The following is a 26,651-nucleotide window of genomic DNA, read 5'->3' as shown; positions in this document are numbered from 1 at the left end:
CGCCCGGCAGGGAATACTGCGAGCGGAAGGGCTCACAATCTCAAACTCGCGGCGTAATATGGACGTCGGCCAGGGTGGAGGTGCGCCGCCGAAAGGAACGCTTCATCGCGATGAGCGCGCGCGAGAGCGCCGAGCCGGCTTCGACAAGCGGAGAGACCAGCAGTCCGACCCAGGAGTGCGCTTGCTGGCGCTCTTCCCTGACGCCATAGGCGAGTCGGGGATTTTCGACCGAAGGCGTTTCGAGCGTGCCGAACATCCAGTCCCAGATCGCCAGCACGCTGCCGAGGTTGCGGTTGAAGTGCCGAGGGTCGTCCGAATGATGGATTTGATGATGGGCAGGGCTCATGAAGAGCCGCCCCCAGATTCCCCCAAACGGGATCCAAAACTGCGAATGCTGCAAATGTCCGATGGTCCAAAGAAAAATTAGGAAGATGACGTTTCTTCCATCGACTGAAATGATGTCGGTCTTGCGATCGAACATCCAGCCCAGCACGCCGGAGGCGCCGCCGATGAATATCGAGAGCATATAGCCAAAAATCAGATTGTCGACCGGATGATTGCGATAATTCGTCAAAGGCGTGAGCACCTCGGCCGTGTGGTGCACCTTATGCAAGGCCCATAAGAACGGAACGCGGTGCTTTAAGTAGTGATCGACGAAATAGCCAATCTCATAGGCGAGGAATAGAGCCAGCGTCGACAGGGCTCTCATGGCCGCGTCATGTCCTGAGAAAGACCAGATCGGGCCGAAGACGCTCCTCAACACGGAGGAAACGGCCATGGAGACGGCGTTGGAGGATAGCACGAGAGAAGCAAAGATCGGCGGCGCAATGACGACGCTCACGATCACGAGCTTCACGTCTGCGTAAGAGGATGCATGCCGCAGCAAGCGCAAATTGAATGTCGCGCGAGCGATAGCTCGCAGATTGGCGCGGCCCCGGCGCGCCTTGTGACGATAGGCCAAGGCCAAAACCGCAATGCAAAAGGTCGTCGCCAGCGAATAGATCGAGAGAATGGAGCCGGGTGAGAAGAGCTCATGGGCGATTGGGCTCAGCCAAAAGCGGATCGCGCCGTGGAGTTCCATTGGCAAGTTTCCGATGCCGGGTTCGGAGGTTTCGTCCCCCTTGTTCGCGCCATGGGGCTTTCCCCGGCGCGTCCCTTCGGCAGAGGATACAACCGCCCTTGCTCCTTTTCCAGCCGTCGCCCCTGGGGCCGTCCGCGGCAGGGAGGGCTCATTCCGCTGGTTCTCCTTCAAGCCTATAGTCGCCGCGCGGCGGCCGGCCGCCTAAAACAGCCTCAAGGCGAAGGTGGAGCTGATGCGCATTCGAGAATTCGGCGTCGAACGCTGGCTCTATCACTATGAGAACGATTGCGAGCTGAACCTTGCGGAAACCTGCGTCGAGCCGCTCACGCTCGGCGAGCTCATAAAAATCGCGGGAAAGGAAGACGCGCTGCTCGGCGAAATTCTGCCGATGAAGCTCACCTATGGCGCGATCGACGGGTCCGAGCGCCTGCGCGCCAACGTCGCTTCTTTGTATGAGAAGCAGCAGGCCGAAAATGTGCTGATCACGCATGGCGGCATCGGCGCCAATGCGCTCGTCTATGAAACGCTCGTCGAGCCCGGCGATCGCGTCATATCCGTCCTGCCGACCTATCAGCAGCATTATTCTATCCCCGAGAGCATGGGCGCAAAGGTCGATATTTTGCGTTTGCGTGAGGAAAACGCTTTCCTGCCTGACCTCGACGAGCTGAGGGGAATGATCACGCCGGCGACACGGCTCATCGCCTTCGCCAATCCCAACAACCCGACCGGATCGCTGATGGACCGCGCGCATCTCGAAGAGATCGCGCGAGTGGCGCGTTCCTGCGGCGCTTATGTCTTGAGCGACGAGGCCTATCGCGGAACGGATCAACACGGCGACGGTTTCACGGCGTCCATCGCGGATGTCTATGAGAAGGGCGTCAGCACGGGCGGCATGTCCAAGACCTGGTCGCTCGCAGGCTTGCGCCTGGGATGGATCGTCGCGCCTGTCGACACGCTTCGCCGCATCCAGATCCATCGCGACTACAACACGATCAGCGTCGGCATGTTGAACGATTTGCTGGCTGCGATCGCGCTCGAGAACAAAGCCGCGATTTTGAAGCGCAACCACGAGATTCTGCGCGCCCATCTCGCGCTGCTCGACGCCTGGATCGCCGAGGAGCCGCAGCTCTCCTATGTGAAGCCGAAGTCCGGCACGACAGCGTGGCTGCGCCTCGGCGCCGACAAGCCATCACGCGATTTTTGCGTCTCGCTCCTCCAAAAGACCGGCGTCCTGCTCGTGCCGGGCAGCGCGCTCGAAGGCGAGGGCTATGTGCGGATCGGCTACGCCAACAACCGCGATGTCCTCATCGCGAGTCTCGCGAAGATCTCGGCGTTCATGCGCTCCGCGTGATGAAGACGCGATGTCGGCTGGAGGGTTTGCGTCGCCGCGCGCGCGGACGCCCAGAGCCGGCGCGGCGCCGGCGCCGCCTCTCACGCCATCGCCGCGGCCTTCAGGATGCACACCATCGTCGCCCGCGCCGGGACCTGGCCAAGATTGCGGATCACATGCACGCGGTCGCAGCGATAGCGGAGCGTCTCGCCCGCCCGGACCGTCTCGACCGCGCCGCCGACCTCGACGGTCAGCTCGCCCTCGGAGAGCGAGAGGCTCTCGACCGCGCCGCGCTGATGCGCTTCCGACTCGAGCGCGCCGCCGGGCTCGGCGGCGAAATCATAGACCTGCAGCCATTCGACGGTCTTGATCCAGCCGATGATCGCGAGCCGGCAACGGCCGTCGTCGGAGACGAGGATCGGCGTGTCGGCCCTGCTGGTCTTCTCCAAGAAAGGCTCGTCCGCCGCGCTTTGCAGCACGCGCTCGATGGAGACGTCGAGCGCCTGCGCGAGGCGCCAGATCGTCGCGAGCGTCGGATTGGTCTCATTGCGCTCGATCTGGCTGATGATGGACTTCGCGACGCCGGACTGCTGTGAAAGTTCGGAAAGCGACAGATTGTAAGCCTTGCGCAGCCGCTGCACGGTCGCCCCGAGCTGGCCCGAGAGCGCCAGCGCCCCAGCCTCCATGATCTTCTGCTTTTCCCGTCCCTCGACGCCCATCCGGGCCGCTCCCCACCCTGCGCGGACGGTAGAATAGCGGTTTCCGTTCGGAATAGCGAACGAGCAGAAGGCGCTGAAGCACGATCTTGGCTAGATGGAAGCCCGAAAAGGGGTTATTACTAATGATAAAGGTAATTCATCGGCAACAAGAAGCGCCTGACGTGTAAATAATTGGGTAGAATGGAGGAATGAATGGATTTCTTGGAAGCACTTAAAAAGGTGATTGATTGGGCGGCTGCAATGCCCTTTCTGCCCAAGCTTATAATCACGGCGATAGTGCTCGTTGTATTTACCGGTGGCAGCTTGTTGTTCGTGCTTTCCGTGTGGACGCCTCCTCCCGGCATCGTATATGACGCTGCGGTGCTCGAGGCGGTTAATCCCGCCGATGATCCCATTGGCGCTGCGATGGGCGGCATCGAGCCGTTTCCAGCTTTTCCCTACTACTCCCAAACGAGCGACCACCCATCTCAATGGCCGCCCCGCGTTTTCAAAGATCGCACCGAGTTTATGGAGTTGATTCACGCCTTGGAGGCGGAGCCAATCCAAAGCGAGCTCAAGCGATGGCCCCAGCGGACGGAGAAACTTAGAGTCGCGGGTCGAGGCGTTGACCCCGGCGCGGTCGAATATGCGCGGCTGCGCATGCTTCTCACCGAGAACTCCGAAAATTTCGCCGCTGTACGCGCGACGACAGGGCCTCGGACAGCGGATGCGCTTGAACGGCTCGAATTGCGCCGAAAGGAGATTGAGCAAACACTGCCGAACAGGGTGCTCGCGCTTCGCATCAAAAATGATAAGCCTGTCGACGCAGAGAATTTCGTTGTGGAGATCAACGTCGCTGGCGCTGTCTATGACGTAACTGTCAATCTGGAAGGTGAAGCGGCCAAGAGCCAGAAATGGACGCCGAACCGATTTGCGATAGAAATTCCGCGGTTGCGACCGGGCTTCACCGCCGACGTTCAGGTCTGGTACCAATATCTTCCCTTGTCGGAGCGCGTATTTCCCGGCCCTAAGGATGTCGAATGGGACGCGACGGAGGGTGTGGTTGTCGCGAACCTGGGGATCAGCAACGACCGCCTCCGGCATGATCCCCGCCTGCTGGACGACTTGCAGGCTTATCATCGCTACAACGTTGATCCGCTTCGCGGCTCGCCGACTTTTGGTCGGCTGCCCGAGAAGGTCGCCGAGGTTCGGCCTGCTAGGGAGAGACGGGCGGCTAAGGAAACGCCACCGGCGCAGGGCGTTCAAGCTCTGCTGATTGCTACGAACGCGATCGAGAGGCTAGCAACTCAAGCGGAAGCGAAACACGCGAGCGACAGTCTCGATCAGGCGATGACCAGATTTCGCTCTGCCCTCGCCGAGAAAGTCGCTGCGGTCGGCGGCGTTTGGTTGCTCGACCAAAAACAGCAGGTCCATGCGAGCTACAATCCATTCGCTCGCGCTTATCTCCTGACCGGAGGGACGATAGCGCTCCTTCGGCTTCCTTCGCCGATCGACATGGCGGGGCTCCCCGGCTGGACAGAGATAAAGGGGGCGGGCGCCGCCGTGTTCGAATACAGGCCTTGGGTTGATGCGCGCTTTGAGGCCGTCTTGCACTTCTTCTCGGACCCCGCCGACACAAGGAAAGACAGCAAACGGCTTTTGACAAAAGCGCTAACTCTCGACGAGATTTTCGACGTCTCCAAAGCGGAGGCCGGCAAACGAAATTCCGCAGCGACTTTGTTCGTGCAACTTCTGCAGTATTCGGGGGCGCGGATTCGAGCCCACTACCGCCTTCCCTTCAGCTTGAAGACGAACGACGAACCCGCGCCATTCTATTTGGTGGTGCGCGGGAAGGAGGTTTCCGAGAATTTCTATTTGCCGCGGGAGTGGATGCCGCTCGCGGACCAGGCTCCTCCGCCTGGCCCGAAGTCGTCCACGTTACATGACCTCTTGTCCCGCCTTTACGACTACGGGGATCATTCGCGAGAATTAACGGCCGAGGAGTTTGACGCCGTATTCAAGAAGTGAATCAGCTTCTGCCCAGTCGGCCCGTTCCGTTTGTTGATTGTGCTCATATCGTCGGTCGCTCTGAGCCCAGGCAGCGCGCCTAGGCCCAGCGCGAGAGAAGGTCAAAAGGGCGCTGCACGTTCCGAGAACGAATCTCGTGAAGCCCTCAGGACTCGAGCTCGCCGATGTGGCTCTGCGCATAGAGCTGGACGCCGAGCTGCTTGATCAGCTCCTGCTGCGTCTCGAGGAAGTCGATGTGGCCTTCCTCGCTCTTGACGATGTCGAGGAACAGCCTCTCCGAGACGCGGTCGTTGATGGAGAGGCAGTAGGCGGCGGCCTCGATATACATGGCGCGCGCCTCCATCTCGGTGGTGAGGTCGGCCTTGATGATCTCCTCGACGCTCTCGCCGATCTTCAGGGGATCGAGCGTCTGCATGTTCGGGAAGCCTTCAAGGAAGAGAATGCGCTTCACGAACTCGTCGGCGTGCTTCATCTCCTCGATGGACTCTTCGCGCCACTTTTTGGCGAGCTCTCGGTAGCCCCAATTGTCGAAGATCCGGAAGTGAAGCCAATATTGATTGACGGCCGTGAGCTCGGCGCGAAGGCCGCGGTTGAGATAGTCGAGAACCTTCGCGTCGCCGCGCATGCTTCATTCCTCCTAAAATGTCTCTTGCGTGCGGCTCAGGCCGCCGCCCGCTCTTCGGCGCTGCAGGACTGGCATGCGTCGCTACAGGCGTCCGCGGCGTTGCTGCAGCCTTCTATGGCGGCGGCAATGCTGCGCGCGCAGCGCCCACATTTCGCTTCGCATCCAAGGCTGCGGAACAGCCCGCCTACGCTACGCCGGCCGCCCGAGGCGAGCGCGGACTGGATTTCGCGATCCGAGAGCACGTTGCAAGAGCAGAGTATCATCGGAGGCCCTAGTTTGGAAACCTTATAAACTGCCTTTTCTTTCAGCAGTTTATGCGGTCTCATCCAAAAGTGCAAACCTTTCGTCGCTTTTCCGACGCGGCTGTGTTTGCGAGAGGATGGAGCAATCGCCGTGCCGATGGAAGCGGATCATAGGCCCGCTCTGCGACTCATCTGTGTCGACCCAAGAAGAAGGGCCATGGCTGACGCTGCCCTTTTTACCGGTTCCTTAAAGGATTGAGGGGTGCGCGCCGTCGATTTCTTTCTGGCCCGAAGACTTAGCGAGCTGGAAATCTTCCAGACTGGACGGCTTCGCTCGCGCTGTTGTCACTCTGAGGAGCCGCTTGCGCGAATGTTTGTTCGCCAAGCTTTGTCAGCGCCCGGCGCAAAGCCTCATCGGCGATTCCCTGGGTCGCCGCCTCGGCGCGCGCGCGAAGATCGGGATCGCGAGGCGTTGCTTCGGGGCGTCGCTTTGGCGCAGCCCGGCGAAGCGGTTCCTGCCGCATGGCGATCCTGGCGACGCAGCGCCAGCCGAGATGCGCATTGATCCGGTCGATCAGCGCGCCGGCCATGTGCTGTACGTCCAGGCCGAAACCCGGCTCGACCCGCAGCATGAGGGTTGCGGCTTGAATCGGCGCTTCCTTCGGCGGGTTTTTAGGGCGAGGCGGCCATTTGAGGCGTTCCGGCTCGCAGATCGCCGCAAGCCGAGCGCCGACGACCGTCTCCCATTGCGTCAGCAGCGCCGTTTCGCCAAAGCCTTGCTTGGCGATCAGCGGATCGAGCGCCCGGTTGACGAGCTCCGCGAGCCGGCGCGTCTCCCATCGCGTATGCTTCTGCATGGCCATGGCCGGAGGTTATATGGCCTGCGCCGCCGCGAGGCGAGCATCTCTTGAGAACCCGGTCTTGACGCGTCAGCCCAACATTTCTCGCCTTCCCACGAACACGCCGCTCGGAGACAGCCTCCTGCGTTGGTGGGACCTCGAGCGTCGCGATCTTCCCTGGCGGGCGTTGCCGGGCCGATGCGCCGATCCTTACGCGGTGTGGCTCTCCGAAATCATGCTGCAACAGACCACGGTCGCGACGGTGAAAGGCTATTTCGCCAAGTTCCTGGCGCGCTGGCCGACCGTCGAATCCTTGGCTGCCGCGCCGATCGAGGATGTGCTCGCCGCCTGGGCCGGGCTCGGCTATTACGCGCGCGCCCGCAATCTGCACGCCTGCGCGATAACCGTCGCGCGCCGTCACGGAGGGCGTTTTCCGCGTCGGGCGGCCGAGCTGCGCGAGCTGCCCGGCGTCGGCGCCTATACGGCCGCCGCGATCGCCGCCATCGCCTATGGGGAGCCCTGCGTCGCCGTGGACGGCAATGTCGAGCGCGTGATCTCCCGCCTTTACACCCTGGCGGATCCGCGCCCGGCGCTGAAACGCGAGGTCGAGCGGCGCGCCGCCTTGCTCTTGCCCTCTGCGCGAGCCGGCGACTTCGCGCAGGCGATGATGGATCTCGGCGCCACGATTTGCCGGCCGCGCGCTCCCCAATGCGACCGCTGCTCCTGGTCCTCCGCTTGCGAAGCGCGCCGCGCCGGAGCGCCCGAGGATTATCCGATGAGGAGCGCGAAGACCGCGAAGCCGCATCGCCGCGGCGCGGCCTTCGTGCTGCTCAGGGACGATGAAGTCTTGTTGCTGCGCCGACCGAGCGCAGGGCTGCTCGGGTCGATGACCGCTTTTCCGACGACGCCGCTCGGGGAGGACGTGGCTCCCGAAGCGCAGCTCGCGCATGCGCCGATCAAGGCCCGCTGGCGGCGTCTCGACGGCGCGGTGCATCACGTGTTCACGCATTTTTCGCTGGAGCTTGCCGTTTACGTCGCGCAAGGGGGCGCCGGCGCGAAAGGCCTTTGGATCTCGACCGCAAGGCTCGACGAGCAGGGCTTGCCGACCCTGATGCGCAAGGTCGCGGTCCATGCGGGTCTTTCTGACGGACGGAAGCCAATCACAAAATGAGGTCCGCGCTGACAACGGCTCGCCGAGAGACGCAGCAGAAGCTTTGGCGGCAATCAAGAGAGAAAACTAAATGACGCGACGCGGAAGCTCAATCGCAGTCGAAATCGGCGATCACGCCTTTTGCGTGCGCGCTTGGGGTCGTGTTCTGACGATCCCTTTCGCTCCGGCGCCGGAGGATGCGGAGGACGAGGCGGATCTGCTCGTCGGCCTCGACGAGATTGAGCATTGGGATCCGCCCGACGAAGAGCGCCTCGTCGAGCTCGACGAGCTTGCAAAAATTCTGGAGGCGATAGAACGCGAATGCGACAAGCGCGGGCTGGCTGTCGCCTTCGAGTGAGAAAACGGGAACGATTTCTATAAGTTTAGAGCGCGTTCCGATCGCGCGGAATCACGCGATGATCGCTTCCACCGGGGCCTGGGCGCGGCTCGCGCTCAAGGCAAGACTTGCAGCGGGGAAGCCTAAAAGGGGAAGAGCCCCAACTTCAAAGGAAGGCCAATATGCTCGAGGAGAGGCAGTAACCAAGGCCCATGCCGAGCCCGGCGCCAGCGAGCACGTCGCTCGGATAATGATGGCCGGTCGCGATGCGCGACCAGGCCATGCCGCAAGCCATGATGACGGCCGAGAAGAAGGCGGCGGGCCATAACAGGACGATGGGCGTCAGCACGCCGACGAGAGTCATCGCGTGACCGCTGGGGAAGGAATGCTCGTCGAGAGTCCGCAAAAGGGACGGCAGGCTCGGGTCGACCGCGAAAGGACGCGGCCGTTTGAAACGCTGCTTGATCACGGGATAGAGCAGATGCAGCGCCGCAGCGTTGATCCCGGCCAGCAGGGCCATGAGCTTGCCGCCGTTCCAGCCTAATTCTCCGAAAACGAAGGCGGCGATAAAGAGATAAATCCAGCCGTTGCCGAGCTTGCTGATCACGACCGCAGCGGGCCGCAGCAGCGCTGATCCTTCGGCGTTCAGCTTTCGAACGAGCTCGAGATCCGCCTCGAGGAAGCGGGCGGCGCAGCGGCAGAGCGCGGGGCCGGCGGCGCCGAGGCGCGCCAGGCGGGGAAAGCGCGCATCTGGCGAAAGGGAGTGGGGCAAGAACGTCATAAGGGGAAGCTAGCCAAGTGCTACGGCAACTTTGTCTCGATTATGCGTCGCCTCAATGAATCTGGAAATGACATATTTACGACGATGACGTGATGTTGCGCCGCCGCAAGAACCGGGCTTCGGATCGCTGCGTGAACTTGTGGAAATCTGCGCGGGGTCGGCGCCTCGGGCGCCATTGTGAGGTCAAGCTTGCGACAAGGCGCGCTGACTCGTGGGGCCACCCGGGCGAATTCCCCCGCTCCGCGCGAAAAGGCCGCTTCCGCCTTGGTTGCATCGCGCGCGCAAATTCCGCGGGAGTTGATAGGCTTGTGCGATGAGAACTCGCCCCGGCTTTATGATCTGGCGCCTATCTCATCAAGCGGAAGACGCGTCGTCGAGGCGAAGCTGGTAGCGCACAAAACCATCCGCCTTGCCAAAGCGGTCGTAAAGCCGCCGCGCCGCGGCGTTGTCGGCTTCGGTGTGCCAATAGACGCGCGCCCACGCGTTTTGGCGGGCGAGGCTGAGGACGTCCTCGATGAGCGCCCTGCCGACGCTAAGCCCGCGCGCTTTTGGCGCAACATAGAGGTCTTCGAGGTAGCAGACGGGGGCAATGGTCCAGCTACATGGATGGATGACCAAAAGGACGAAACCCACAATCTCGCCTTCAAGCTCGGCGACACGCCCGACGAAATCCGATCGCGGGTCGACGAGCCTTTTCCAGCTCGCCTCGGTGACGGCAGGGGGGATCTCGGCTCGGTAGAAATCGCAATAGCCGCCCCATAGCGTCAGCCAGGCCGTCTTGTCCCCGGGGGCGACATCTCGGATCGTCACCACGCTCATGTTCTCCCGCGTCCGTGCGTTCCGCGGATGCGCGGTCGCTTCTAAAGTTCCGAGCGCGATTTTGTGCGAAAAACCGGCTTCCAGTTTTTCGCATCTCTAACGATCGATCAGCAGTCTCTCATAGACCGCCAGGGTCGCCGCGCACATGCCTTCGAGCGAGTATCGGCTCTGGGCGAAATCCCGCGCTCTGAGCGCCAGGGACTGGCGTGCGGTGGCGGTGAGCGACAAGGCTTGCGCGATGGCGTCCGCCAAGGCCCGCGCGTCGCCCGGCGGGGTTCGCCAGCCGGTCGCGTGCAGCGGCGGCGTTTGTGGGGGCGCGCGAACGACCTCCGACGCGGCGCCGATATCCGATACGATGACGGGCGCGCCCATGGCCTCGGCTTCCACCGCAACGCGCCCGAACGCCTCTGGCGCGGTCGAGGGAACGACGACGACCGCTGCGGCAAGATAGGCGGCCGGCATGTCGGCGCAATATCCCGGAAGAATGACGCGATCCCTCAGTCCGAGGCGGCGGATCTTCGCTTCGATCTCGCGCTTGAACGCTTCGCTGCGGCAGTCGCCAGCCAGCACGAAACGAACGTCCTCGAGCCCCCGCGAGACGAGCAGTTGCGCCGCTTCGAGGAGCACGAGCTGACCCTTGCGTTCGGTCAACCGTCCTGGGAGCAGGACAATGCGGCAATGCGGCTCCGCTTTCCAAGCGGCGCGCAGCTTTTGCACGCTCTGCGGCGCGACGGCGTGGGGAGCGAAATCGTCCAGATCCACTCCGCGGGGAATCACGGCGATGCGACCCGTCGCTTCCGGATGCAGCTCCACGATGCGGCGCGCGATGAATTCCGAATTGGCGATCACCATGTCCCCCGCAGCCATGATCGCGTTATAGCGACGCTTCACCTGCGAGGTTCCGGAATAGGCGCTGTGATAGGTGGTGACGAAAGGCACGCCGGCCTGCTTCGCCGCGTAATAGGCGACCCAAGCGGGCGCGCGCGAACGCGCATGGACGATGTCGACGCCTTCGTCGCGAAGCAGCCTGGCGAGGCGCACGGAGTTCAAGGCCATCGCGAGCGGATTCTTGGTCGCCGCGGGGAAGGGCATCCAGACGCCGCCCTTGCCTTGAAGCTCGCTCACCAAGCGCCCGCCCCGCGAGGCGACCAGGCAGCGGGCGCCGACTTGGGTCAGGGCCTGCGCGATGTCGACAGTCGTGCGCTCCGCGCCTCCCGACTGCAGATCGGGTATGATCTGCATGATGGTTCGGCCGGCGATCCGACGCTCGGGCGGCGACAAGTAGGACAAGGCGGAGGACATCGACGTCATGAGCGGAGGGAAGGCGAGGGGCGCGCCACGCCGGGGGAGAGAACGCGCCCGGTCAGGGCCCGCGTGAGACGCGATCATCTCGCGATGGGCGCGCTCCGGCGCTACTGTCTTCCCAAACGCTTAACCAATTATGAGCGCGCCGCCTACGATCAAGCGCGATTGCTCGCCGCGCGGGGCGGCCGCGCCCGCGCCTAAGGAAGAGTGCCGAGATGACGACTGAAGCCTTGCTCGACTTCGTCACGGTCCCGCGCGACGGCGCCGCCGCTTGGCGCATCGCGCGCCGGCGTCGGCCGGCGCCGGAGGGCGGGAAATCGCGTCCCGGCTATGTCTGGCTCGGCGGCTTCGCCTCGGACATGAAGGGCGGCAAGGCGAGCTTCTTGGACGCTCGCGCCGCCGCGAGCGGCCGCGCGCTGCTGAGGTTCGACTACTCCGGTCATGGAGAATCCGCCTTCGACCTTCCGGGCGGGCGTTTCGAGGACGGCTCGCTTGGCGATTGGCTCGAGCAAAGTCTGGCGCTGTTTCTGACCTCGACCCAAGGGCCTCAACTCGTGATCGGCAGCTCCATGGGGAGCTGGATCGCGCTGCGGCTGGCGCAGCGGCTCGAGGCGATCGGCGAGGCGAAGCGTCTCCTCGGCCTTGTGCTGATCGCGCCGGCCGTCGATTTCACCGAGGAGCTGATCCTTCCGACCCTCTCCGAAGCGGAGAGGCGCGAACTCGACGAAGGGAGCGGCGAGATCATAAGGCCTGCGGGGCGCGACGGAAGCCCGCCCTTGACGCGGCGCTTGCTCGAGGAGGGCCGCCGGCATCTGCTGCTCGGCGGGCAGATGCGCTCATATGCGCCGGTGCGCATTCTGCAAGGCGTTCGGGATGAGGCCGTGCCCTGGCGTCACGCCTTTCGTGTCGCCGAGAAGCTCGCCGCCGATCCGGTCGTCGTGACGCTCGTGGCGGAGGGCGATCATCGGCTCTCGCGTCCCGAAGACCTGGAGCAGCTCGCTCAAACGCTGGAGCGTCTCGAAGCCGAGGCCTCGAGCGGAGCGGCCTACGCACGCGCTTCAGCGATATCGGGGAAATAGGTCTTCAGGATCCGATCGCGATAGGCGACGAGGTTGGGCGCTTTCTCCGCCGCCGCGCGCAGAGGCGACTCCCAGTTCGGCGCGAGGGTCGCTGCGATGAAAGCGAAAAAAGTCGCGTCGGCGCCGCAGGGCTCCTCGCCGAAGAAATAGGGCTTGTCGCCGAGGAGCGTCGCGAGCGTCTCGCCGTCGCGAATCCCGAGTTGCGTCACTTCTTCGTCCGTGTAACGGCCCGTTCCCTGGGCGTAGAGCGCCTTGCGAATCCTGCCGCGCACGACATGGCGCAGAAGGGGGCGCGCAAAAGCCGGCGCCCGATCGAAAAACCTCGCGGGACCGCGCGCGAAATTGGCGTCGTCGAGCCACCGCCCGCGCACGCCGATCCAGTAGAGATGGTCCTCGCACATCTTTTCGGCGGCCCAGGCGATCGCGCGCTGCTCCGCGGTGAGCCCCCGGTCGAGATCAATGCCGCGAGTCTTCTCGATGTGCCAACGGATGAATGTCGAATCCGCGACGATCACGCCGTCATCGTCGATATAGGGAAGCTTGCCCTTTGGGGCGCGCTGAAGGCCGGAGCGGTCCTCGACATAGTCGAGGCCGGCGAGCTTCAGGAGCAGCATCGTCTTGATGACAAAAGGGCTGAAATCCGGCAGGCCGGGTCCGCGACCGAAGCAGTAGAGCGTGATCATTTCGGCGGCGCCCTGACATTGGTTGCTGCCACGACCGCAGGAGCGAGCGGTGACGCTGGTTCACCTTTTGGATCGCTTCGCCACGCTCGCGATGACGCGGCTGCCTCAGATGTTAGCCGAGCTCCAAGACACTAATGGCGGCTGCCCGTTCGCACCCGATAGACGCCGTCATCGGCGCGGGTGAAGGTTTCCTCGACCTGCGGATGGCGCACGGGGTCGCCCGAGGTGTCGATCACGAGATTCTGCTCGGAAACATAAGCCACATATTCGGTGTCGGCGTTTTCGGCGAACAGATGATAGAAGGGCTGATCCTTGCGCGGCCTGACTTCCTCGGGGATCGACAGCCACCATTCCTCCGTGTTGGAGAACACGGGATCGACATCGTAGATGACGCCGCGGAACGGATAGCGGCGGTGACGCACGACCTGCCCGATCCCAAATTTGGCGATGCTGTGTATCGGCATGGCGCTCGACGTGGATTATGGCCCCTTCTTCAAGAAATTGGTAACGCGAAGGCCCCGGCCCGTCAACGGCGTCGACGCGTGAAGAGCGGAAGCTTTGGCCAAGCTCGGGCCTCCTGCGCCTTACGCTTTCGGGGCGATCCGTATAATCTTCCGCCAGGAGCAGATTCGCGCGAGGAGAAACATGTCCAAGGCGCAAAAGACCCTGACAGTCTATCGCTATCTAACCGGCCCCGACGACGCATCGTTCTGCCATCGCGTGACCCAGGCGCTCAGCGACGGATGGTCTCTCTACGGCTCGCCGACGCTGACTTTCGACACGGCCAACGGACGCGTGATCTGCGGCCAGGCCGTGACCAAAGATTTGGAGGGCCGCGAATATTCGCCTGAGCTGAAGCTCTCGGAACTCTAGATCACGCTGCGTTCCGGCGAATCGCAAAATTCTGTCAGCTTATGCGGAATTCGCGCTAGATGACGCGGCAAGGAGATGCGGGATTGTATATAAATGCCGCTTGACCAGAATATCCTGAGCTAGACGCGTAGGCGGCCCCATGCAGTGGCGGGACGAAGGCTTCGTCATCGGCGCGCGCCGTCATGGCGAGACGTCGGCGCTCATCGAATTGATGACGCGCGCGCATGGCCGTCATCTCGGCTTGGTGCGCGGCGGCGCGAGCAAATCCATCCGCGTCGCGCTTCAACCCGGCAATGACGTCGACGCCGTCTGGCGCGCCCGCCTCCCCGACCAACTCGGCGTCTTCGTCGTCGAGCCGGTGCGCACGCGCGCGGCGGCGCTTATCGATCACGGCCATGCGCTGCATGGCGTCGGGCATCTCTGCGCGCTGCTGCGCCTCTTGCCGGAACGCGATCCGCATCCCGAAATCTGCGAGATGGCGCGCGCGATCGCCGATGTGCTCGTGGTCAAGGAACGCGCGCCGGCGCTTCTCGCCCATTTCGAGATCGCTTTGCTGAGCGCCTTGGGCTTCGGTCTCGACCTCGAGACTTGCGCGCTCACCGGCGCGCGCGACGATCTCGTCTATGTGTCGCCGAAGAGCGGCCGCGCCGTCTCGCGAGAGGCCGGCTCGCCCTGGCGAGCAAAGCTCTTGGCCTTTCCGGCCTTTCTGCGCGGCGAGCCCTGCGCTTCGACGCCGAGCGGCGAGGAGCTTGCCGCGGCCTTCCGCCTCACGGGCCATTTTCTGCGTCGCGACGTCTTCGATCCGCGCGGCGCGCCGATGCCGCATGCGCGGGAACTCTACGTCAAAGCCGTCACCGCCTGATCCGCCTCAGGGTCGGCGGTCGAGCTCGCTATGCGCGCGGGCGGGGCGAAGCTTCACCATCTTATCTATCGCGGTCAGCGCGCCGCGATAGGCGGGCGAGACGGCGTTCGTGCGGGCGAGCGAGAGGAATTCGCTTGTCCGGTGTGGGAGCGCGCCGCGCCCCAGGAAGACCTGCACGCCCTCTTCGGTGACCACCATGTCGCCTTGGCGCAAGGTCGGGTCGGAGAGCAGCGCCTTCGCGTCGTTCTTCGAGCTCGAGGCGACGTGGCAGCCGCAGCTCGCCGGCTTGGCGTCGCGTTCTCTGAACTTTGCAAGCAGCTGCGCGTAAGACTCGCCGCGGTGGGCCTCTTTCGCCTTGTCGACGTCCTCGACGCCGGGAGGCAAGACGAAAAGCTTCGTCTCGGCGTCCGGGCAGGCCGCGTTGCAGACGGCCTCGCGCGACGCGGCGTTGTAGCCGGCGTAGGCCGCGGCTCTGCCGAAGGAATAGCCGTCGCAGGCGCGCACGCAAATGGTTCTTGTGAAGAGTGGCGTGGAGAACGCCGCCCCGGGAGGGAGCGCCGCCGAATAGGCGGATTTATGCAAGACGGAGGAGAGGTTCTGAGGGTCTGAGGCCACCGTCCAAGCGCCGAGCCAATGGCGCCCATGACCCTCGCCCAGGCGTGCGGCGCGCGATCTGCGCGGGTGTCGCCGATGCGCCCAATGCTCGCCGCCTCCCCCGCGCGGATAGCCGTAATCCCCATAGCCGGAATCGGAGCCGCCGAAGTCGTCGAAGAAGAAAGCCCAGGCGCGGCTGTGAGGCGCGTCAAACGCCAGCAGAGCGAGCAGCGCCAGGAGGCCTGCGAGACGGAGCGACAGCCTTTGGCGACCACGAAAGAGGCGCGAGAGGCCGGCGCGCGCTGGCGCGAGGCAGAGCGGAGGGAAACGCGTGGGCATCGGCCAAGGTCCAGTTTTGCGAGCCGGCCTTCAATGAGTGCTTTCTTATCGCGCGTCCGATTGGTTTCAAGCTGCGATCAAGAATCGAGCGCATTTTGCAGGGACTGCAGGATCTCCTCGATGTAGAACGGTTTCTCGACCACCGGACGATCGAGAAAGGCCTCAGGCAGCCCCGCTCGACCGCAGCCCGTAGCGAATACGAACGGCTTTCCGCGCGCGACGAGCGTTTCTGCGACCGGATCGATCTTCCGGTCGCCAACATTCACGTCGAGCAACGCGATATCGAGGGCGGTCGAGGCGGCGAGCAGCAGGGCGTCATCGAGAGCGCCGGCGACGCCGGCGATGACGAGGCCTTGCTCGGTGAGCATCTCCTCGAGCGCGATCGCAATGTAGGGGTTGTCTTCGACAATCAGAATTCGCAATCCTTGCAGACCGACGGTCTGGGGATTCGAAGGGCTCGAGTCGATGGGTTCTGCCATGGCCGATCGTTCGGACTCCTCCCCCGAAGGTCCTGCGGCGTCGAGTCAACGGCCTCGGCGCCGCTCTTCGAGCACAACGAGACGCGTTGCGCCGCGCCTTACTTTTTCAAGGGCGCCTTCCCCTTGCCGTCGCCGCTTGTGGCCGCGGGCGGGGTGGGCGAGGCGGCCGCTGGCGCAGTCTTGCTCGCCGCTGTCGCCGCCGGGGCTTCGCTGGCGGCTGCCGACGCTTCCGCGGCCGGCGGCGCTTTCGGCGCGACGTCAGGCAGAGCCATGATCCGCTCGAGATCCCCTTCGTAACGCACTTTCAGATCGGCCGGCGGCTTCTCGGTGGCCTTCTCGCGAGCGACCTCATTGAGGAGCATGCGCTTGGCAAGCTGCGCCGCCGGCTCGCCGGTGAGAGGCTGCGGCTTGATTTCCTTCACCACGAAGAACACGCCCGATCCGCCGCGCGCCGTGAAGAACACATTGTCCGCGGCCTTTTTCTGCATCATGTCGAAGGCTTCGGGCGGCATCTCGCCGCTGCCGAGCTCGCTTTCGCCGCGGTTGAACGGGACGTTGTGGCTCTTTAGCAGTTGCAGCACCTGATCGAGCGTTTTGGCGTCCTTGGCCGCCTCCGGAATCTGCTTTGTGGAGGCGTTCAGCGGAAAGACGATCTGCTCAATCTCAATGACTTGGCGCTTGGCGAACATCATCGGGTGGTCGGCCTGATAGGCCTCGATCCGCGAGCCCGAGAGAGATGTGTCGGCGACCGCTCTCTGCAGATACAGGCTTGCGAGCAATTGCTCGCGCTGGCGCTGCGCCTCGACGAGGAAGCCCGGATCCCGGTCGAGCTTTTCCGCCAGCGCCTTTTGCACGAGATATTTTCGCTGCACGAGCTCTCGCACGAAGCGCTTCGTGATCTGATCGTCGGGCTTCTCTTTATCCTTGCCTAGCGGCACGCCCGCGAGGCGCATCTCATTGGCGAGCTCATAGGCTTTGATTTCGTCATTGCCGACGGTCGCAATGGTGGGGGCCGCCGGCATTTGCGGCGCCGCCGCCTTTTCTCCGGGCTTGTCCTTCGTATCGCCGCAGCCCGTCAGGAACAGAGCGGCGGTCACGCCGAGGGCCAGCGCGGCGCGGCTCGGTTGCAAATGGAACAGATGGAGACTTTTCGAACGGAAGGTCATGCGTCGCTCCTTTTCGCGGGACGGGAAGCTTCGTTCTCGCGGCGGCGTGCTTCGATGGGTCTTCGCTTTGCGGCGAGGTTTCCGGGGGGCCTTGAACTAATGGTCAAAGATGCCTCCCCTAAGGGCTGGCGAGGCCGTTCGAATCGGGAACCTCAGACTCCCTTTCGCCTGCGCCGCGATCTGTGTCAACGCGACGCATGGCCTCGCTTTGCTCTCTGTCGGTCCGGCGTCGTTTTTTCGTCGCGCCGGAAACCCCGCCTTGCCCGCGGCTCACGCGATCGGGCGGTCGGAGGAGCTCGAATGCGGCCGCAACTTCTTTCTCCCCGATCCGAGAGAGAAAGTCGTGAACGAAAGTAGAATCTGAGCTTGTCAAAAAGAACAAAGCATGCACAATGCGCTCGACGGTCCGGGCTTTTTTTCGATTTCCGCCCGCCGTTGCGCCGCCCGCGTTCTCCATGTCAGAAGGATTTTTCGCCGTGAGCCCAGCCAATCTCCGCCTTGTGGAAGGAACCTCCGTGGACAAGACCAAGGCGCTCGACGCCGCGCTCTCGCAGATCGAGCGCGCCTTCGGCAAAGGCTCGATCATGCGCCTCGGCAAGAACCAGAAGCCGGTCGAGATCGAGACCGTCTCCACAGGCTCGCTGGGGCTCGACATCGCGCTCGGCGTCGGCGGCCTGCCGCGCGGGCGCATCGTCGAGATCTACGGGCCGGAGTCTTCGGGCAAGACGACGCTGACGCTGCATGTGATCGCCGAGGCGCAGAAGGCGGGCGGCGTTTGCGCCTTCGTCGACGCCGAGCATGCGCTCGATCCCATCTACGCCAAGAAGCTCGGGGTGCAGCTCGACGAGCTGCTGATCTCGCAGCCCGACACGGGCGAGCAGGCGCTGGAGATCACGGACACGCTGGTGCGCTCGGGGGCGGTCGACGTGCTGGTCGTGGACTCGGTTGCGGCGCTGACGCCGCGCGCGGAAATCGAGGGGGAGATGGGCGAGGTGCAGCCGGGCCTGCAAGCGCGGCTGATGAGCCAGGCCCTGCGCAAGCTCACCGCCTCGATCTCTCGCTCGAACACGCTCGTGATTTTCATCAATCAGATCCGCATGAAGATCGGCGTGATGTATGGCTCGCCGGAGACGACGACGGGCGGCAATGCGCTGAAGTTCTACGCCTCGGTGCGGCTCGACATTCGCCGGATCGGGGCGATCAAGGACCGCGACGAGGCGGTGGGCAATCAGACGCGCGTGAAGGTCGTCAAGAACAAGGTGGCGCCGCCGTTCAAGCAGGTCGAGTTCGACATCATGTATGGCGAGGGCATCTCGAAGGTCGGGGAGCTCGTGGATCTCGGCGTGAAGGCGGGCGTCGTGGATAAGTCGGGCGCTTGGTTTTCCTACGATAGCCAGCGGCTGGGGCAGGGGCGCGAGAACGCCAAGAACTACCTCAAGCAGAACCCGGCGGCGGCCGCCAAAATCGAACAGGCGATCCGCGCCAACGCCGGCGTCGTCGCCGAGAAAATTCTCGAGGACGACGACGGAGCCGGGGAGGCGGAAGAATAGTCCGGGATTAGCCCTTCGCGCCGATCTTTCGACGTCGCCCTTGCATCTCGGCCGTCATTGCGGCATGGAGAGCCAGCCTGTCGAGGCCTCGCAGGAGTGTAGCTCAATTGGTAGAGCACCGGTCTCCAAAACCGGGGGCTGGGGGTTCGAGTCCCTCCACTCCTGCCATTCATGACTAAAGATCCTTTATTTTCAGCTGCTTACTTAACGTTTTGGCCCACTTTTTTTGAAGGTGGGCCGGCCTCTGTTCCGTTTTCTCCCTTCTCAAGACGATGCATCATCGCGGCGTCGGAGAGCGCTCTGCGGCTCGCCTTCTTGGTGTATGCCGCAACACTCTTGGTTGAGCCGTGACCGGCGAGCGCGGCGAGTTGATCTTCGCTCGCGCCATGCTCTGCGGCTTCGGTCAGCAAGCCCTTGCGACAGCCATGCGAGGTAAACTTCGGCGGAATGCCTGCGGCCCGCGCCGCTTGCGAAAACCACGTGTATGCGGCTTTCGCCGAGCGCGTGCGCCCGCCCTGCGTCGCGAGGTAGGTCAGGTGCGGCGTCGGCGCTGCGGCGAGCGCTTCGGCGAGCTCAGGCAAAACAAGCGTGTCAATCTCAACGCCCCTCTTGCTCGTCTTCATCCTCACGCGGCCGTCACGAATATGCTGCGGCCCAAGACGCAAGGCGTCGCCAATGCGCAAGCCAGTGTTCCAGCAGATTTCGAACAGCGTCCTTTGCGGCGAGCTGAGAGGCCAGCGCGCGCGAAACCTCTCCGCATGTTCCGGAAACCACGTTTCGGAGCCGCCGGCCCGAGGGCCGGTCACCTTCAATTTTTCAACGCCAGCCGCCGGGCTGCGGTCGAGAAGATCGGCCTTTACGGCATAGGTGAAAAGCGCCTGTAGAGCCTTCAGGACGTTGTTCGCCTCGCCGGGAGCGCTCGCCTTAGCCTCGATTATTTGGACGATGTGGCGACGGCGGAAACTTAGATACGGCAAATGGCCTATGTCGGCGCGAAGCCGGTCAAGCTGGCGTCGATAGCCCGCCATCGTCACAGGCGACAAAGCTTGATACTTCGACGATCGGAGATAGGCCGTCGCCAAAGCGCCAAAGGAACCAGCCGGCCATTTATCGGCCATTGGCGAAGGCGCGATCGGCTTGCGGTCAAGAGCAGCGAAATAGGCTGCTTCCGCTTGCTTTGACGCGCCAGGATGATCGGGAAGCCTTACCTTCGGTTCTGAGCCGCGACGAAAATACCATCTGACCTGCCCATGTCGCGACACGTCGCGCTTGAGGTAACGCCATTTCATGGGCGGCGCTCCAAAATGCGCGACAGTTCATTGTCGATAGAACTCTCCGCAGGTTGTTCCGGCTCGCCAATGAAAACAATTATGCGACCGTCAGGGCCTATCTCGAAACGTTCGACGCTATGTCCAGCCGCGCTTGCAGCCTTCAGCGCTTTCGAAACGTCGCCTTGCTTGAATCGGACGGGGCCTTTCATCGCAACTCAACCGAAACGAATGGCCGCCCGGCGCGCTCAATAAGCAGCCCCGCGAGCGCTTCGAGGTCCAAAACAATAATAGCTCCATGATATTTCGGACTCGAACTCAGATCGCTGAACGCCCTGAGAATATCCTTTACAAACTCAACCTCACCGCTCGCCCAAACGATAATATATTTAGATGGCTCAGTCTCTGATGGCTGCACAAAGAAACGTCCGCGAGGCTCTCCGCGTTGGCGAACGAGTTTCTCAAATTCCCCGTTCGTTCGATCGTCAATAGCATCCACCCAGCTCAACACGAAAAAACTTAGACCGAGCGCGGAAGCCGCAGAAATATTACAGCTTGTTGCGGGGCCAATACCTCGCTCTTGTAGAGCGGACATGACAAGCAATTCGCACAAATCAACAAGTTCGTAACGCGCCCACCCCTGGGGGGCGTCGAGGAAGCCCCGACGCCGCCAGTCTCTTTGCGTTGTGGCGGAGACGCCCGTAATCTTCTCCGCTTCTCCGGCCGTGAAGGTCGTATAGGTGTTGCGTAGCGATATAGTCATAAGGTGAGATATACCACGCTTTCTGAAGCGTGGCAAGCCTCACGTTCTGTCAGGGAAGGTGCATCGATGATTGTAAAGGTCAACCAGATTCTCAAGAGCGGCCCGAAATTCGTTGGCGATTTCGAGACGACCCAAGAATTGCCGGCCGTTGGTGACACCTTCTGGTACGACACCCATGGACCCTACACTGTCGTAGGCCGCACGTTCATTTACAAGCGAGGCCGTGACAACGATCGCCCTGAGGACGTCATTCTGGACGTCGAAGAACTCTCTAAGCATGTCTAGGCGTCCCTCTGCTACACATCCGCTAAGAGGCGACGGCCTGCACGAAACGAATGCAGCGCGATCGTGACGAGCACGCAGGCAGAGATAGCTTTGAGAAGACGCATGGTCTTTCCTTCAGTTGGGTTGACCATGCGATAATAGAGGCGGTCCCTTGCGCCGTCTGTCAAAGGAATTAGCAAACGGCGCTAGCTCTCCCAGTCGAGCTTCTGGAACGCGCCCGCCAGCGCCTCGGGCGGCAAACCCGCTTCCTTTGCCGCCGCCATCGCAGTGACCAGCGCGCCGAGCGCCCGCGCCGCGCCGCCGCTGTCAAACGCTTGCGTAGGTCGGAGCAAATCGAGCTTCACTTCGCCCCCGAGCTTTTCCGACGCCTCCTCGGCGATCAGCTCGCCGATCGGCTGGAGCGTCCACGCCGCAAGATGGCGCTGCGCCTCGCGCACCAGCGGCCCCTGCGCCGCGTCGACGAAGAGGCTAGGCAATACGCCGAACGCAGCGTAAATCGCGCCACGGGCCGCCCCAAGCGCTTCTGTAGCCTGCGAGCTGGAAAGGTCCGGAGACGTTGAAACAGGCCGCCAGTCGACGCTCGGAGCCGCGCCGCCAGCCGCAGAGACGTTGACGGACTCACGCAAGAGCACGCGCCCGCGTCGCCCTCTGAAGCCGCGCCCCATCGCCTCAAGCTTCACGTCGTCGGCTTCGGCAAAAGGAATAATCTGCGAGCCGAGCGGCGCATACTCGAACACTTCCCCGAGCGCGCTTTCGATCGCGTCCAGCATCGACGCCGTGAGCATCGCGCGACGCAGCGGAGCCGTGCCCGCGTAAGGCGTGGCAGGATTGCACCCTATGCGAAAATGCAGCACTTCGGCCGCGAGCGCGGTTTCAGTTCTCCCGCCGCCGGCCTCGGGAATAGAAAGCCGATATGCGACAGGCTCCGCGTCGCGCGTGCGCAAGTCCCAGTCCGAGCACGGGATGAGGTCACCGTCGCGGATCAGGAAAAGAGCTTCGCCACGTAGCGCCAGAGCGCGGCCGATAAGCGCCATCTTTCGACGATCTAGAACGTCTGTCCCTACAACGTCCGCAAGAGCAAAACCATTTTCCCACAAGCTAACGCAACTCTGCGCCGTCGCTGTCAGTTCCCCGAGCCCGCTCTTGCCGCTCAGATATTGCGAGCGCGCCGCGACGATTTCAGCCGTGAAGCCGGCGCTGGTATAACTGCGCCTTTCCAAACCAATTTTGCGTTTGAACCAATCAAGCATCACGTCCTCCTATAGGGCCGCAAAAGATCGCCCGCGCCGCTCAATTCCATCGCCTTCGCGACCCAGGCCGGCGAGCGCGTCGTCATTTCCGAAAGCTGCCCGATGGTCACGTCGGCCTTCACAACGCCGGCAGTCCCGCGCGTTGAAGCGCTCTCTCGCGCATCCGCGAAATATTCAGCAAGCCGCTGAAACGCTTCCTGCACCGCAGCTGGCACAGTCCCGCCCCCGACATTCGCCGTAATGCGATAAGGCCCATGTCCATCGAAACGATAGCCGCCAAGCGGCCCAGGCGTTGGCGTGAACGCGGCCCATGCATCGTTTTCCCAAACCTCCGTCGCGGTCACCGTCGCAGGCGCAAGCGGCGGAGCCCATTCGCCGCACCCCTCAACAATCCACACGACTGAGCGCGCCGAGAAGCGCCACCGCGTATAGTGTTCGATCCGCTCCCAAATGAGTCCCGGACCAATCGCTGTCGCCTCGGTTGAAAACCCGGCATACGAAATTCCCGGATACGACGCGGGAGCATCTTCGCTTTCCTTGATCGTCGCGGTCATCAAGCCCTCCATCGTTCAAGAGCGCGTCGCATTCCTGCATGGGGCGCTTCGTCACATGCGCGAGCATTCCAATTGCGCGCCTCAATCTGCGTCTCGTCGTATGCCGGAACCGTTACGAGCGACATTTCGTAAAGCAGCGCGTCGTTCACGGTGCGAATGATCGCGCCGTGCATTCCATTCTCAGGATCGATAGGCTCTTCTTCGATCGTCTCGGGTTTCTTGACGGCGCGCTCTGGCGGGAGCCGAAAGCCGGGGCTGATCCCGCCGATAAGGCCCGCGTCAAGCGCGCTAAGAGCGTCTTGAACCCAAGAAGCAGTTTCGAGCGCAGATGCAATGGTCGCCACAAATTCCACCGCGTCGGCGCTGTCTTTAATGTCCAACGTCCCAGCCGAGCGCGACGCTAAAGGGCGATCGTAACTATGGCCCACGAGAAGGTGGATATCCTGGCTTGGATCATTAATGCGAAAAGAGAAAGCTTTTGGCGCAATGATCTCTTTTCGCGGCCTTCCACGTCGTCCTCCATCCGACAAAACTGCTTTTTTTCCGTAAGGGAACCTCCCACGCAAACGCGTGGGAGAGCCCTTTGCACGGCGAATTTCGAGCTCGCCGTCGAGACCAGCAAAGAGCATCAGACCTGAACACCGGTCAGGATTTGCAGCTGCGCCGGCCGCGAGACCGTCACGTCCAGCGTCGCGAGCGCCGTGAGACGCAAGCCGCCGCTCGTCGCATCGGAATACGGGTCGCGGATCATGTCGATCGAGCCCCAAGCTCCGACGAAGATCGGAGGAACGCCGCCGACGTTTGTCGCCAGTAGCGCCGTGCATGCGAGCGGCGCGCCCGTCGGGGTGGCGAGCGCGTTCGACGAACCGACGATGTTTTCAAGTCCGATGTTGTTGACCATCCGATCCCACTCGCTGACGCCAGTATTCGTGAGGAGCGTCCCGTCCATCTTGTTCCAAACCTCGGGACGAATGAGCAGCTTCACATCGCCGGGCGAGGTCGCGGCGTTGGCAATCATGAAAGCTTGAACCGCCGCCCTGAACGCGCTCCACGTCGCCGCAGCGCCGACAGCGGTCGAAGCGATCGAATAGGAACCGATAAGCACGCCAGCGGGCTGGCCGCTCGCTCCCGTGCCCAAAAACACAGCCTGATCGATCGCAATGCCCATCGCGCCGTTCATGTCGCGCCTCACGGCTTGCTCCACCGCGTCGCCCGCCTGCTTCAACGCATTGCGCGTCAATTTCATCTGAACGCCAAGCGTCTGGTTCGGCTTCAACGGCCTATCGGTCGTCTGATAAGCGGCCGGAGAGCCGACAGCGCCGGTTTCCGTCGCGGCCCACGCGGCAGTGCAGCCCGCCGTCGCGACCGGATAATCGCGCTCGCCCGTGTCAATGTTGATGAAGTTCGCGCCCATGCGGCCGGCGACGGAAGCCGCGAAAATGCGATCGATGATCGGAGCCTTCGTGATCGGCTTAACGACGCCGCTCGCGATCGTCTCGCCAGTTCGCATTTCGAGAGCGCCCCACGGAACCGGAACGCCGCGATAGCCGCCCTTGCTGCGCAACTCCGAAACAACTTCGTTTGTCGCGCCGCTAAGCGTGCGGCCTTCGTCAAGAGCAAGCGCAACCTGCCGAAGCTCGAATTTGCCGACAAGATCGTCCCACTCATTGCCGCCGCGCGTCTCAAGATCACGCTTTGCGTCGCGCCGCTCGGTATCTTCGGCAATAAGCGCGCCGCGAAGACGAACCTCATTGCGCTGAAACTCAGCGTCAAGGTCGACGATCGAACGCATTTCGCTTTCGTCCGGGGTGGGCTTGCCCACGAGACCGGCGAGCGATTGCCGGATTTCCGACTGACGGCGAGAGATTTTTACAGATTCCAACATCAATTTAGCCTTTCAGGTTTATGCCGCTGCAATTCCGCAACGGCTGTTTTCCACGCTTCACGCGCGGGGTTTTCAACGCCCATGCCAACCTCAATCCGCGTCTTTCTCGCGTGACAGCGGCCGCATAGAGTTTGAAGATTGTCGAGGGCGTAAGACCCCTCAGGATGCGTCCGCACAGGCTTGATATGGTCGACCTCAAGTCCATATCGAGAGCCGCATTGAACGCATTTGAAGCCGTCGCGTCGCTTCGCCAGCAATCGAACGGCCTGCCATTGCTTCGAACGAAGGACGCGCGCAGAGTGGCGCGCATAGTCGCTTCTCAAACCCATAGCGCGGCCCTCGCTTGTCTTGCCGGGCGGCCGGCAATGCGTGCGCCTTCAGCGACAGCAAGCACGGTGGCCGCAGCCGCATCAATGCGGCCATTGCTTCGCGCCTTCGCCAGCTTCAAATTGTTTGCAGGGTCGCGGAGCGTCACAGCGTCCGCGAAAGCAGAGCGCAGCAGGAGCGACGGTTTCGCCTTCACGCGACCGTCGAAACAGGCCCTACGGAACCGCTCGCAGTCTTCTCCGCCGTCACGGAAGCCTTGCCCACGCCAGACGATCGGAGCCCGAACGCCCGCACGCTGCAACGCCTCGCCGAGCTCGCTCTGCTTGTATCGATCGGCCGTTAGCGCCGCGATCGGCTCATCTTCGACATGGCGCATAACCTCTACAAGCCAGGGTGCAACAGGCACGGTCTGATCGCCGAGCGTCGAAAGCTCGCCGCGTTCCTGCATCTCGACATAGCGGCCCGAAACGCCGTCATTCTGCCCGCGATCTAGAAGCGACGGCTTCGACGGGAACGTTCCCAAGCACTCGAGCCGGCCGGAAGCGGGCCAGTAGAACGCCGCGGCCGTCATGCTGGCGGAGCCGCCAAGATCAATCCCGACGACGCATTGTCCCTGTCGCGGAGGAAGGTCCGCCGTCTCGCACCCCACCCATTCGTCGACCGTCAGCAACAGGTCGCGCGTCTCGCCGGAAACGCGCTCATTGCGATTGTAAAGCCTGAAGGTCGTTAGCGCAGAGCCGCCGCGCTTGATCGCGCGCCGCGCCTGCGCCTGTAGCCACTCCTGGCTCGAACCAATGCCAGCCTTGCTTCCAGGATTGGCCAGCAAGAGGCTTTCGAGATCGTCAGCGGGAAGGCCGGGCGAAGGCCTATGCTCTTGCCGGTAGACGCCTTCTTGCGGATCATCGATCCACTTGGAGAAGGGGTGGGCGTCATCCGCCGCAGACGTGCTGATAATCAGCGCTCGGCCGCCGCGCTTGCCCAATCCTGACAACAGCGCATGCTCTAGCGCATCGCCCTTGTCGCGCTCCCAGTGGCCGCGCTCGTCCAAGATCGCGAGCGTCGGAGCCGAGCCCAGCGCCGACCGGCCGTCAGCCGCAATAACGCGGAGAATGCCGCCACCGTTGCCGGCAAACTCGATCTCTAGGCGAGCGCCGCGCCGGAATATGAGTTGCTCTTGCATCTCTTCGGGAAGCGAGCGCGATAGGCCCTCGGCAAAGCTCCAGCAGATGCGGCCCTGATCTCGCGTCCTGGCCGCGAGAATGACCTCGCGCTTAGGCTGGTCTCCAAAGACGCCAACAAGCTCCGCAAGAGCCAAACCGGACGAAAGAGCGCTCTTGCCGTTGCCGCGACCAACAGACAGGCAAGCAGCGCTCATTGACGGCGCAAGCGCCCCTTTGACAAAGCTCTTTTGATAGGGAGCCAAGCGCAAAGGCCGCCCCGCCTTTGGCCCTTCAGGGAT

At 62.9% G+C, this 26,651-nt stretch carries 30 protein-coding genes and 1 tRNA gene; 10 read left to right on the top strand and 21 right to left on the bottom strand.

Annotated features, from left to right (window positions below; genetic code table 11):
* Nucleotides 1-40 precede the first annotated feature (40 nt).
* Entirely contained in the window at nucleotides 41-1,081 is a 1,041-nt protein-coding gene (locus tag QMG80_RS00510; protein WP_085771041.1) for a sterol desaturase family protein, read from the bottom strand.
* Between the two features lie 232 nt (nucleotides 1,082-1,313).
* Here QMG80_RS00510 and QMG80_RS00505 point away from each other — a divergent pair, with 232 nt between their 5' ends.
* Nucleotides 1,314-2,432, top strand: a complete 1,119-nt coding sequence (locus tag QMG80_RS00505) for an aminotransferase (RefSeq protein WP_085771040.1) — start codon at nucleotides 1,314-1,316, stop codon at nucleotides 2,430-2,432.
* A gap of 80 nt (nucleotides 2,433-2,512) precedes the next feature.
* On the opposite strand, the gene QMG80_RS00500 is transcribed toward QMG80_RS00505, so the two are convergent.
* The gene (locus tag QMG80_RS00500) at nucleotides 2,513-3,130 is read right to left on the bottom strand and encodes a helix-turn-helix domain-containing protein (RefSeq protein ID WP_085771039.1); all 618 of its coding nucleotides are present in this window, start codon (nucleotides 3,128-3,130) and stop codon (nucleotides 2,513-2,515) included.
* A gap of 192 nt (nucleotides 3,131-3,322) precedes the next feature.
* Between QMG80_RS00500 and QMG80_RS00495 the strand changes: the two genes are divergently transcribed.
* Nucleotides 3,323-5,137, top strand: coding sequence for a hypothetical protein (locus QMG80_RS00495; RefSeq protein ID WP_085771038.1), 1,815 nt, complete (start codon nucleotides 3,323-3,325; stop codon nucleotides 5,135-5,137).
* 145 nt (nucleotides 5,138-5,282) lie between these two features.
* On the opposite strand, the gene bfr is transcribed toward QMG80_RS00495, so the two are convergent.
* The 3 genes from bfr to QMG80_RS00480 form a co-directional block, all read right to left on the bottom strand.
* Entirely contained in the window at nucleotides 5,283-5,762 is a 480-nt protein-coding gene (gene bfr, locus QMG80_RS00490) for a bacterioferritin (RefSeq protein ID WP_085771037.1), read from the bottom strand.
* 35 nt (nucleotides 5,763-5,797) lie between these two features.
* Nucleotides 5,798-6,025 (bottom strand): (2Fe-2S)-binding protein, encoded by a 228-nt coding sequence (locus QMG80_RS00485; protein WP_085771036.1) that lies wholly within the window; start codon nucleotides 6,023-6,025, stop codon nucleotides 5,798-5,800.
* A 275-nt stretch (nucleotides 6,026-6,300) separates the two neighbouring features.
* Entirely contained in the window at nucleotides 6,301-6,861 is a 561-nt protein-coding gene (locus QMG80_RS00480; protein WP_085771035.1) for a DUF721 domain-containing protein, read from the bottom strand.
* Here QMG80_RS00480 and mutY point away from each other — a divergent pair.
* Together mutY and QMG80_RS00470 are read left to right on the top strand one after the other, a co-directional pair.
* Nucleotides 6,860-8,014, top strand: a complete 1,155-nt coding sequence (gene mutY, locus QMG80_RS00475) for an A/G-specific adenine glycosylase (protein WP_085771034.1) — start codon at nucleotides 6,860-6,862, stop codon at nucleotides 8,012-8,014. The two genes, QMG80_RS00480 and mutY, sit on opposite strands and share 2 nt — an antisense overlap.
* Before the next feature lie 70 nt (nucleotides 8,015-8,084).
* Nucleotides 8,085-8,351 (top strand): Imm74 family immunity protein, encoded by a 267-nt coding sequence (locus tag QMG80_RS00470; RefSeq protein ID WP_085771033.1) that lies wholly within the window; start codon nucleotides 8,085-8,087, stop codon nucleotides 8,349-8,351.
* 145 nt (nucleotides 8,352-8,496) lie between these two features.
* Here QMG80_RS00470 and QMG80_RS00465 read toward each other — a convergent pair whose 3' ends face one another.
* The 3 genes from QMG80_RS00465 to QMG80_RS00455 all read right to left on the bottom strand — a co-directional run bounded on the left by QMG80_RS00465 (nucleotide 8,497) and on the right by QMG80_RS00455 (nucleotide 11,232).
* The gene (locus QMG80_RS00465) at nucleotides 8,497-9,111 is read right to left on the bottom strand and encodes a phosphatase PAP2 family protein (RefSeq protein ID WP_085771032.1); all 615 of its coding nucleotides are present in this window, start codon (nucleotides 9,109-9,111) and stop codon (nucleotides 8,497-8,499) included.
* Nucleotides 9,112-9,465: 354 nt separating this feature from the next.
* Nucleotides 9,466-9,930: a GNAT family N-acetyltransferase gene (locus QMG80_RS00460; protein ID WP_085771031.1), complete on the bottom strand. Its 465-nt coding sequence runs from the start codon at nucleotides 9,928-9,930 to the stop codon at nucleotides 9,466-9,468.
* Nucleotides 9,931-10,026: 96 nt separating this feature from the next.
* On the bottom strand, nucleotides 10,027-11,232 hold the full coding sequence (locus QMG80_RS00455) for a glycosyltransferase family 4 protein (RefSeq protein ID WP_085773579.1): 1,206 nt from the start codon (nucleotides 11,230-11,232) through the stop codon (nucleotides 10,027-10,029).
* A gap of 218 nt (nucleotides 11,233-11,450) precedes the next feature.
* Here QMG80_RS00455 and QMG80_RS00450 point away from each other — a divergent pair, with 218 nt between their 5' ends.
* Entirely contained in the window at nucleotides 11,451-12,314 is an 864-nt protein-coding gene (locus tag QMG80_RS00450; protein ID WP_085771030.1) for an alpha/beta hydrolase, read from the top strand.
* Here the strand turns inward: QMG80_RS00450 and QMG80_RS00445 are convergent.
* Together QMG80_RS00445 and hspQ are read right to left on the bottom strand one after the other, a co-directional pair.
* Nucleotides 12,281-12,997 carry a glutathione S-transferase family protein gene (locus QMG80_RS00445; protein ID WP_085771029.1) on the bottom strand — a complete coding sequence of 239 codons (717 nt, stop codon included), beginning with the start codon at nucleotides 12,995-12,997 and terminating at the stop codon, nucleotides 12,281-12,283. The genes QMG80_RS00450 and QMG80_RS00445 overlap by 34 nt on opposite strands.
* 131 nt (nucleotides 12,998-13,128) lie before the next feature.
* Nucleotides 13,129-13,461, bottom strand: a complete 333-nt coding sequence (hspQ, locus tag QMG80_RS00440; RefSeq protein ID WP_085771028.1) for a heat shock protein HspQ — start codon at nucleotides 13,459-13,461, stop codon at nucleotides 13,129-13,131.
* A 202-nt stretch (nucleotides 13,462-13,663) separates the two neighbouring features.
* On the opposite strand from hspQ, the gene QMG80_RS00435 reads away from it, so the two are divergent.
* Nucleotides 13,664-13,870: a DUF1737 domain-containing protein gene (locus tag QMG80_RS00435; RefSeq protein ID WP_085773578.1), complete on the top strand. Its 207-nt coding sequence runs from the start codon at nucleotides 13,664-13,666 to the stop codon at nucleotides 13,868-13,870.
* A 139-nt stretch (nucleotides 13,871-14,009) separates the two neighbouring features.
* A complete protein-coding gene (gene recO, locus QMG80_RS00430) occupies nucleotides 14,010-14,732 on the top strand; it encodes a DNA repair protein RecO (RefSeq protein WP_085771027.1) in 723 nt (240 codons plus the stop codon).
* Nucleotides 14,733-14,738: 6 nt separating this feature from the next.
* Here the strand turns inward: recO and QMG80_RS00425 are convergent, their stop codons facing one another.
* From QMG80_RS00425 to QMG80_RS00415, 3 genes are all read right to left on the bottom strand, one after another.
* Nucleotides 14,739-15,665, bottom strand: a complete 927-nt coding sequence (locus QMG80_RS00425; protein WP_085771026.1) for a DUF2865 domain-containing protein — start codon at nucleotides 15,663-15,665, stop codon at nucleotides 14,739-14,741.
* A gap of 77 nt (nucleotides 15,666-15,742) precedes the next feature.
* Nucleotides 15,743-16,144, bottom strand: a complete 402-nt coding sequence (locus QMG80_RS00420) for a response regulator (RefSeq protein ID WP_085771025.1) — start codon at nucleotides 16,142-16,144, stop codon at nucleotides 15,743-15,745.
* A 98-nt stretch (nucleotides 16,145-16,242) separates the two neighbouring features.
* Nucleotides 16,243-17,310, bottom strand: a complete 1,068-nt coding sequence (locus tag QMG80_RS00415) for a hypothetical protein (RefSeq protein ID WP_085771024.1) — start codon at nucleotides 17,308-17,310, stop codon at nucleotides 16,243-16,245.
* 476 nt (nucleotides 17,311-17,786) lie between these two features.
* On the opposite strand from QMG80_RS00415, the gene recA reads away from it, so the two are divergent.
* Both recA and QMG80_RS00405 read left to right on the top strand, forming a co-directional pair.
* On the top strand, nucleotides 17,787-18,860 hold the full coding sequence (gene recA / locus QMG80_RS00410) for a recombinase RecA (RefSeq protein ID WP_085773577.1): 1,074 nt from the start codon (nucleotides 17,787-17,789) through the stop codon (nucleotides 18,858-18,860).
* A gap of 92 nt (nucleotides 18,861-18,952) precedes the next feature.
* Nucleotides 18,953-19,028: transfer RNA gene (locus tag QMG80_RS00405), tRNA-Trp, on the top strand.
* A gap of 32 nt (nucleotides 19,029-19,060) precedes the next feature.
* Here the strand turns inward: QMG80_RS00405 and QMG80_RS00400 are convergent.
* Nucleotides 19,061-20,149, bottom strand: a complete 1,089-nt coding sequence (locus QMG80_RS00400; RefSeq protein WP_085771022.1) for a tyrosine-type recombinase/integrase — start codon at nucleotides 20,147-20,149, stop codon at nucleotides 19,061-19,063.
* A 187-nt stretch (nucleotides 20,150-20,336) separates the two neighbouring features.
* On the bottom strand, nucleotides 20,337-20,891 hold the full coding sequence (locus QMG80_RS00395) for a MerR family transcriptional regulator (protein ID WP_085771020.1): 555 nt from the start codon (nucleotides 20,889-20,891) through the stop codon (nucleotides 20,337-20,339).
* A 66-nt stretch (nucleotides 20,892-20,957) separates the two neighbouring features.
* Here QMG80_RS00395 and QMG80_RS00390 point away from each other — a divergent pair, with 66 nt between their 5' ends.
* Entirely contained in the window at nucleotides 20,958-21,176 is a 219-nt protein-coding gene (locus QMG80_RS00390; RefSeq protein ID WP_085771019.1) for a hypothetical protein, read from the top strand.
* Nucleotides 21,177-21,361: 185 nt separating this feature from the next.
* On the opposite strand, the gene QMG80_RS00385 is transcribed toward QMG80_RS00390, so the two are convergent.
* From QMG80_RS00385 to QMG80_RS00370, 6 genes are read right to left on the bottom strand one after another with little or no spacing between them, the layout of a single operon-like run.
* Entirely contained in the window at nucleotides 21,362-22,426 is a 1,065-nt protein-coding gene (locus QMG80_RS00385; RefSeq protein ID WP_085771018.1) for a phage portal family protein, read from the bottom strand.
* On the bottom strand, nucleotides 22,426-22,980 hold the full coding sequence (locus tag QMG80_RS00380) for a hypothetical protein (protein ID WP_158658650.1): 555 nt from the start codon (nucleotides 22,978-22,980) through the stop codon (nucleotides 22,426-22,428). The genes QMG80_RS00385 and QMG80_RS00380 overlap by 1 nt, the downstream gene beginning before the upstream one ends.
* Entirely contained in the window at nucleotides 22,980-23,609 is a 630-nt protein-coding gene (locus tag QMG80_RS21630) for an HK97 family phage prohead protease (RefSeq protein ID WP_085771016.1), read from the bottom strand. Before QMG80_RS21630 ends, QMG80_RS00380 begins: the two co-directional genes overlap by 1 nt.
* Nucleotides 23,609-24,865 (bottom strand): phage major capsid protein, encoded by a 1,257-nt coding sequence (locus tag QMG80_RS00375; RefSeq protein ID WP_085771015.1) that lies wholly within the window; start codon nucleotides 24,863-24,865, stop codon nucleotides 23,609-23,611. The genes QMG80_RS21630 and QMG80_RS00375 overlap by 1 nt, the downstream gene beginning before the upstream one ends.
* Nucleotides 24,865-25,194 carry an HNH endonuclease gene (locus QMG80_RS21625; protein ID WP_085771014.1) on the bottom strand — a complete coding sequence of 110 codons (330 nt, stop codon included), beginning with the start codon at nucleotides 25,192-25,194 and terminating at the stop codon, nucleotides 24,865-24,867. Before QMG80_RS21625 ends, QMG80_RS00375 begins: the two co-directional genes overlap by 1 nt.
* Nucleotides 25,185-26,567 carry a terminase large subunit domain-containing protein gene (locus QMG80_RS00370; RefSeq protein WP_245300123.1) on the bottom strand — a complete coding sequence of 461 codons (1,383 nt, stop codon included), beginning with the start codon at nucleotides 26,565-26,567 and terminating at the stop codon, nucleotides 25,185-25,187. Before QMG80_RS00370 ends, QMG80_RS21625 begins: the two co-directional genes overlap by 10 nt.
* Between the last annotated feature and the right edge of the window lie 84 nt (nucleotides 26,568-26,651).

The sequence above is a fragment of the Methylocystis bryophila genome (assembly GCF_027925445.1).
GTDB classification, from domain to species: Bacteria; Pseudomonadota; Alphaproteobacteria; order Rhizobiales; family Beijerinckiaceae; genus Methylocystis; species Methylocystis bryophila.
This window is presented reverse-complemented; position numbering and strand designations above follow the sequence as displayed.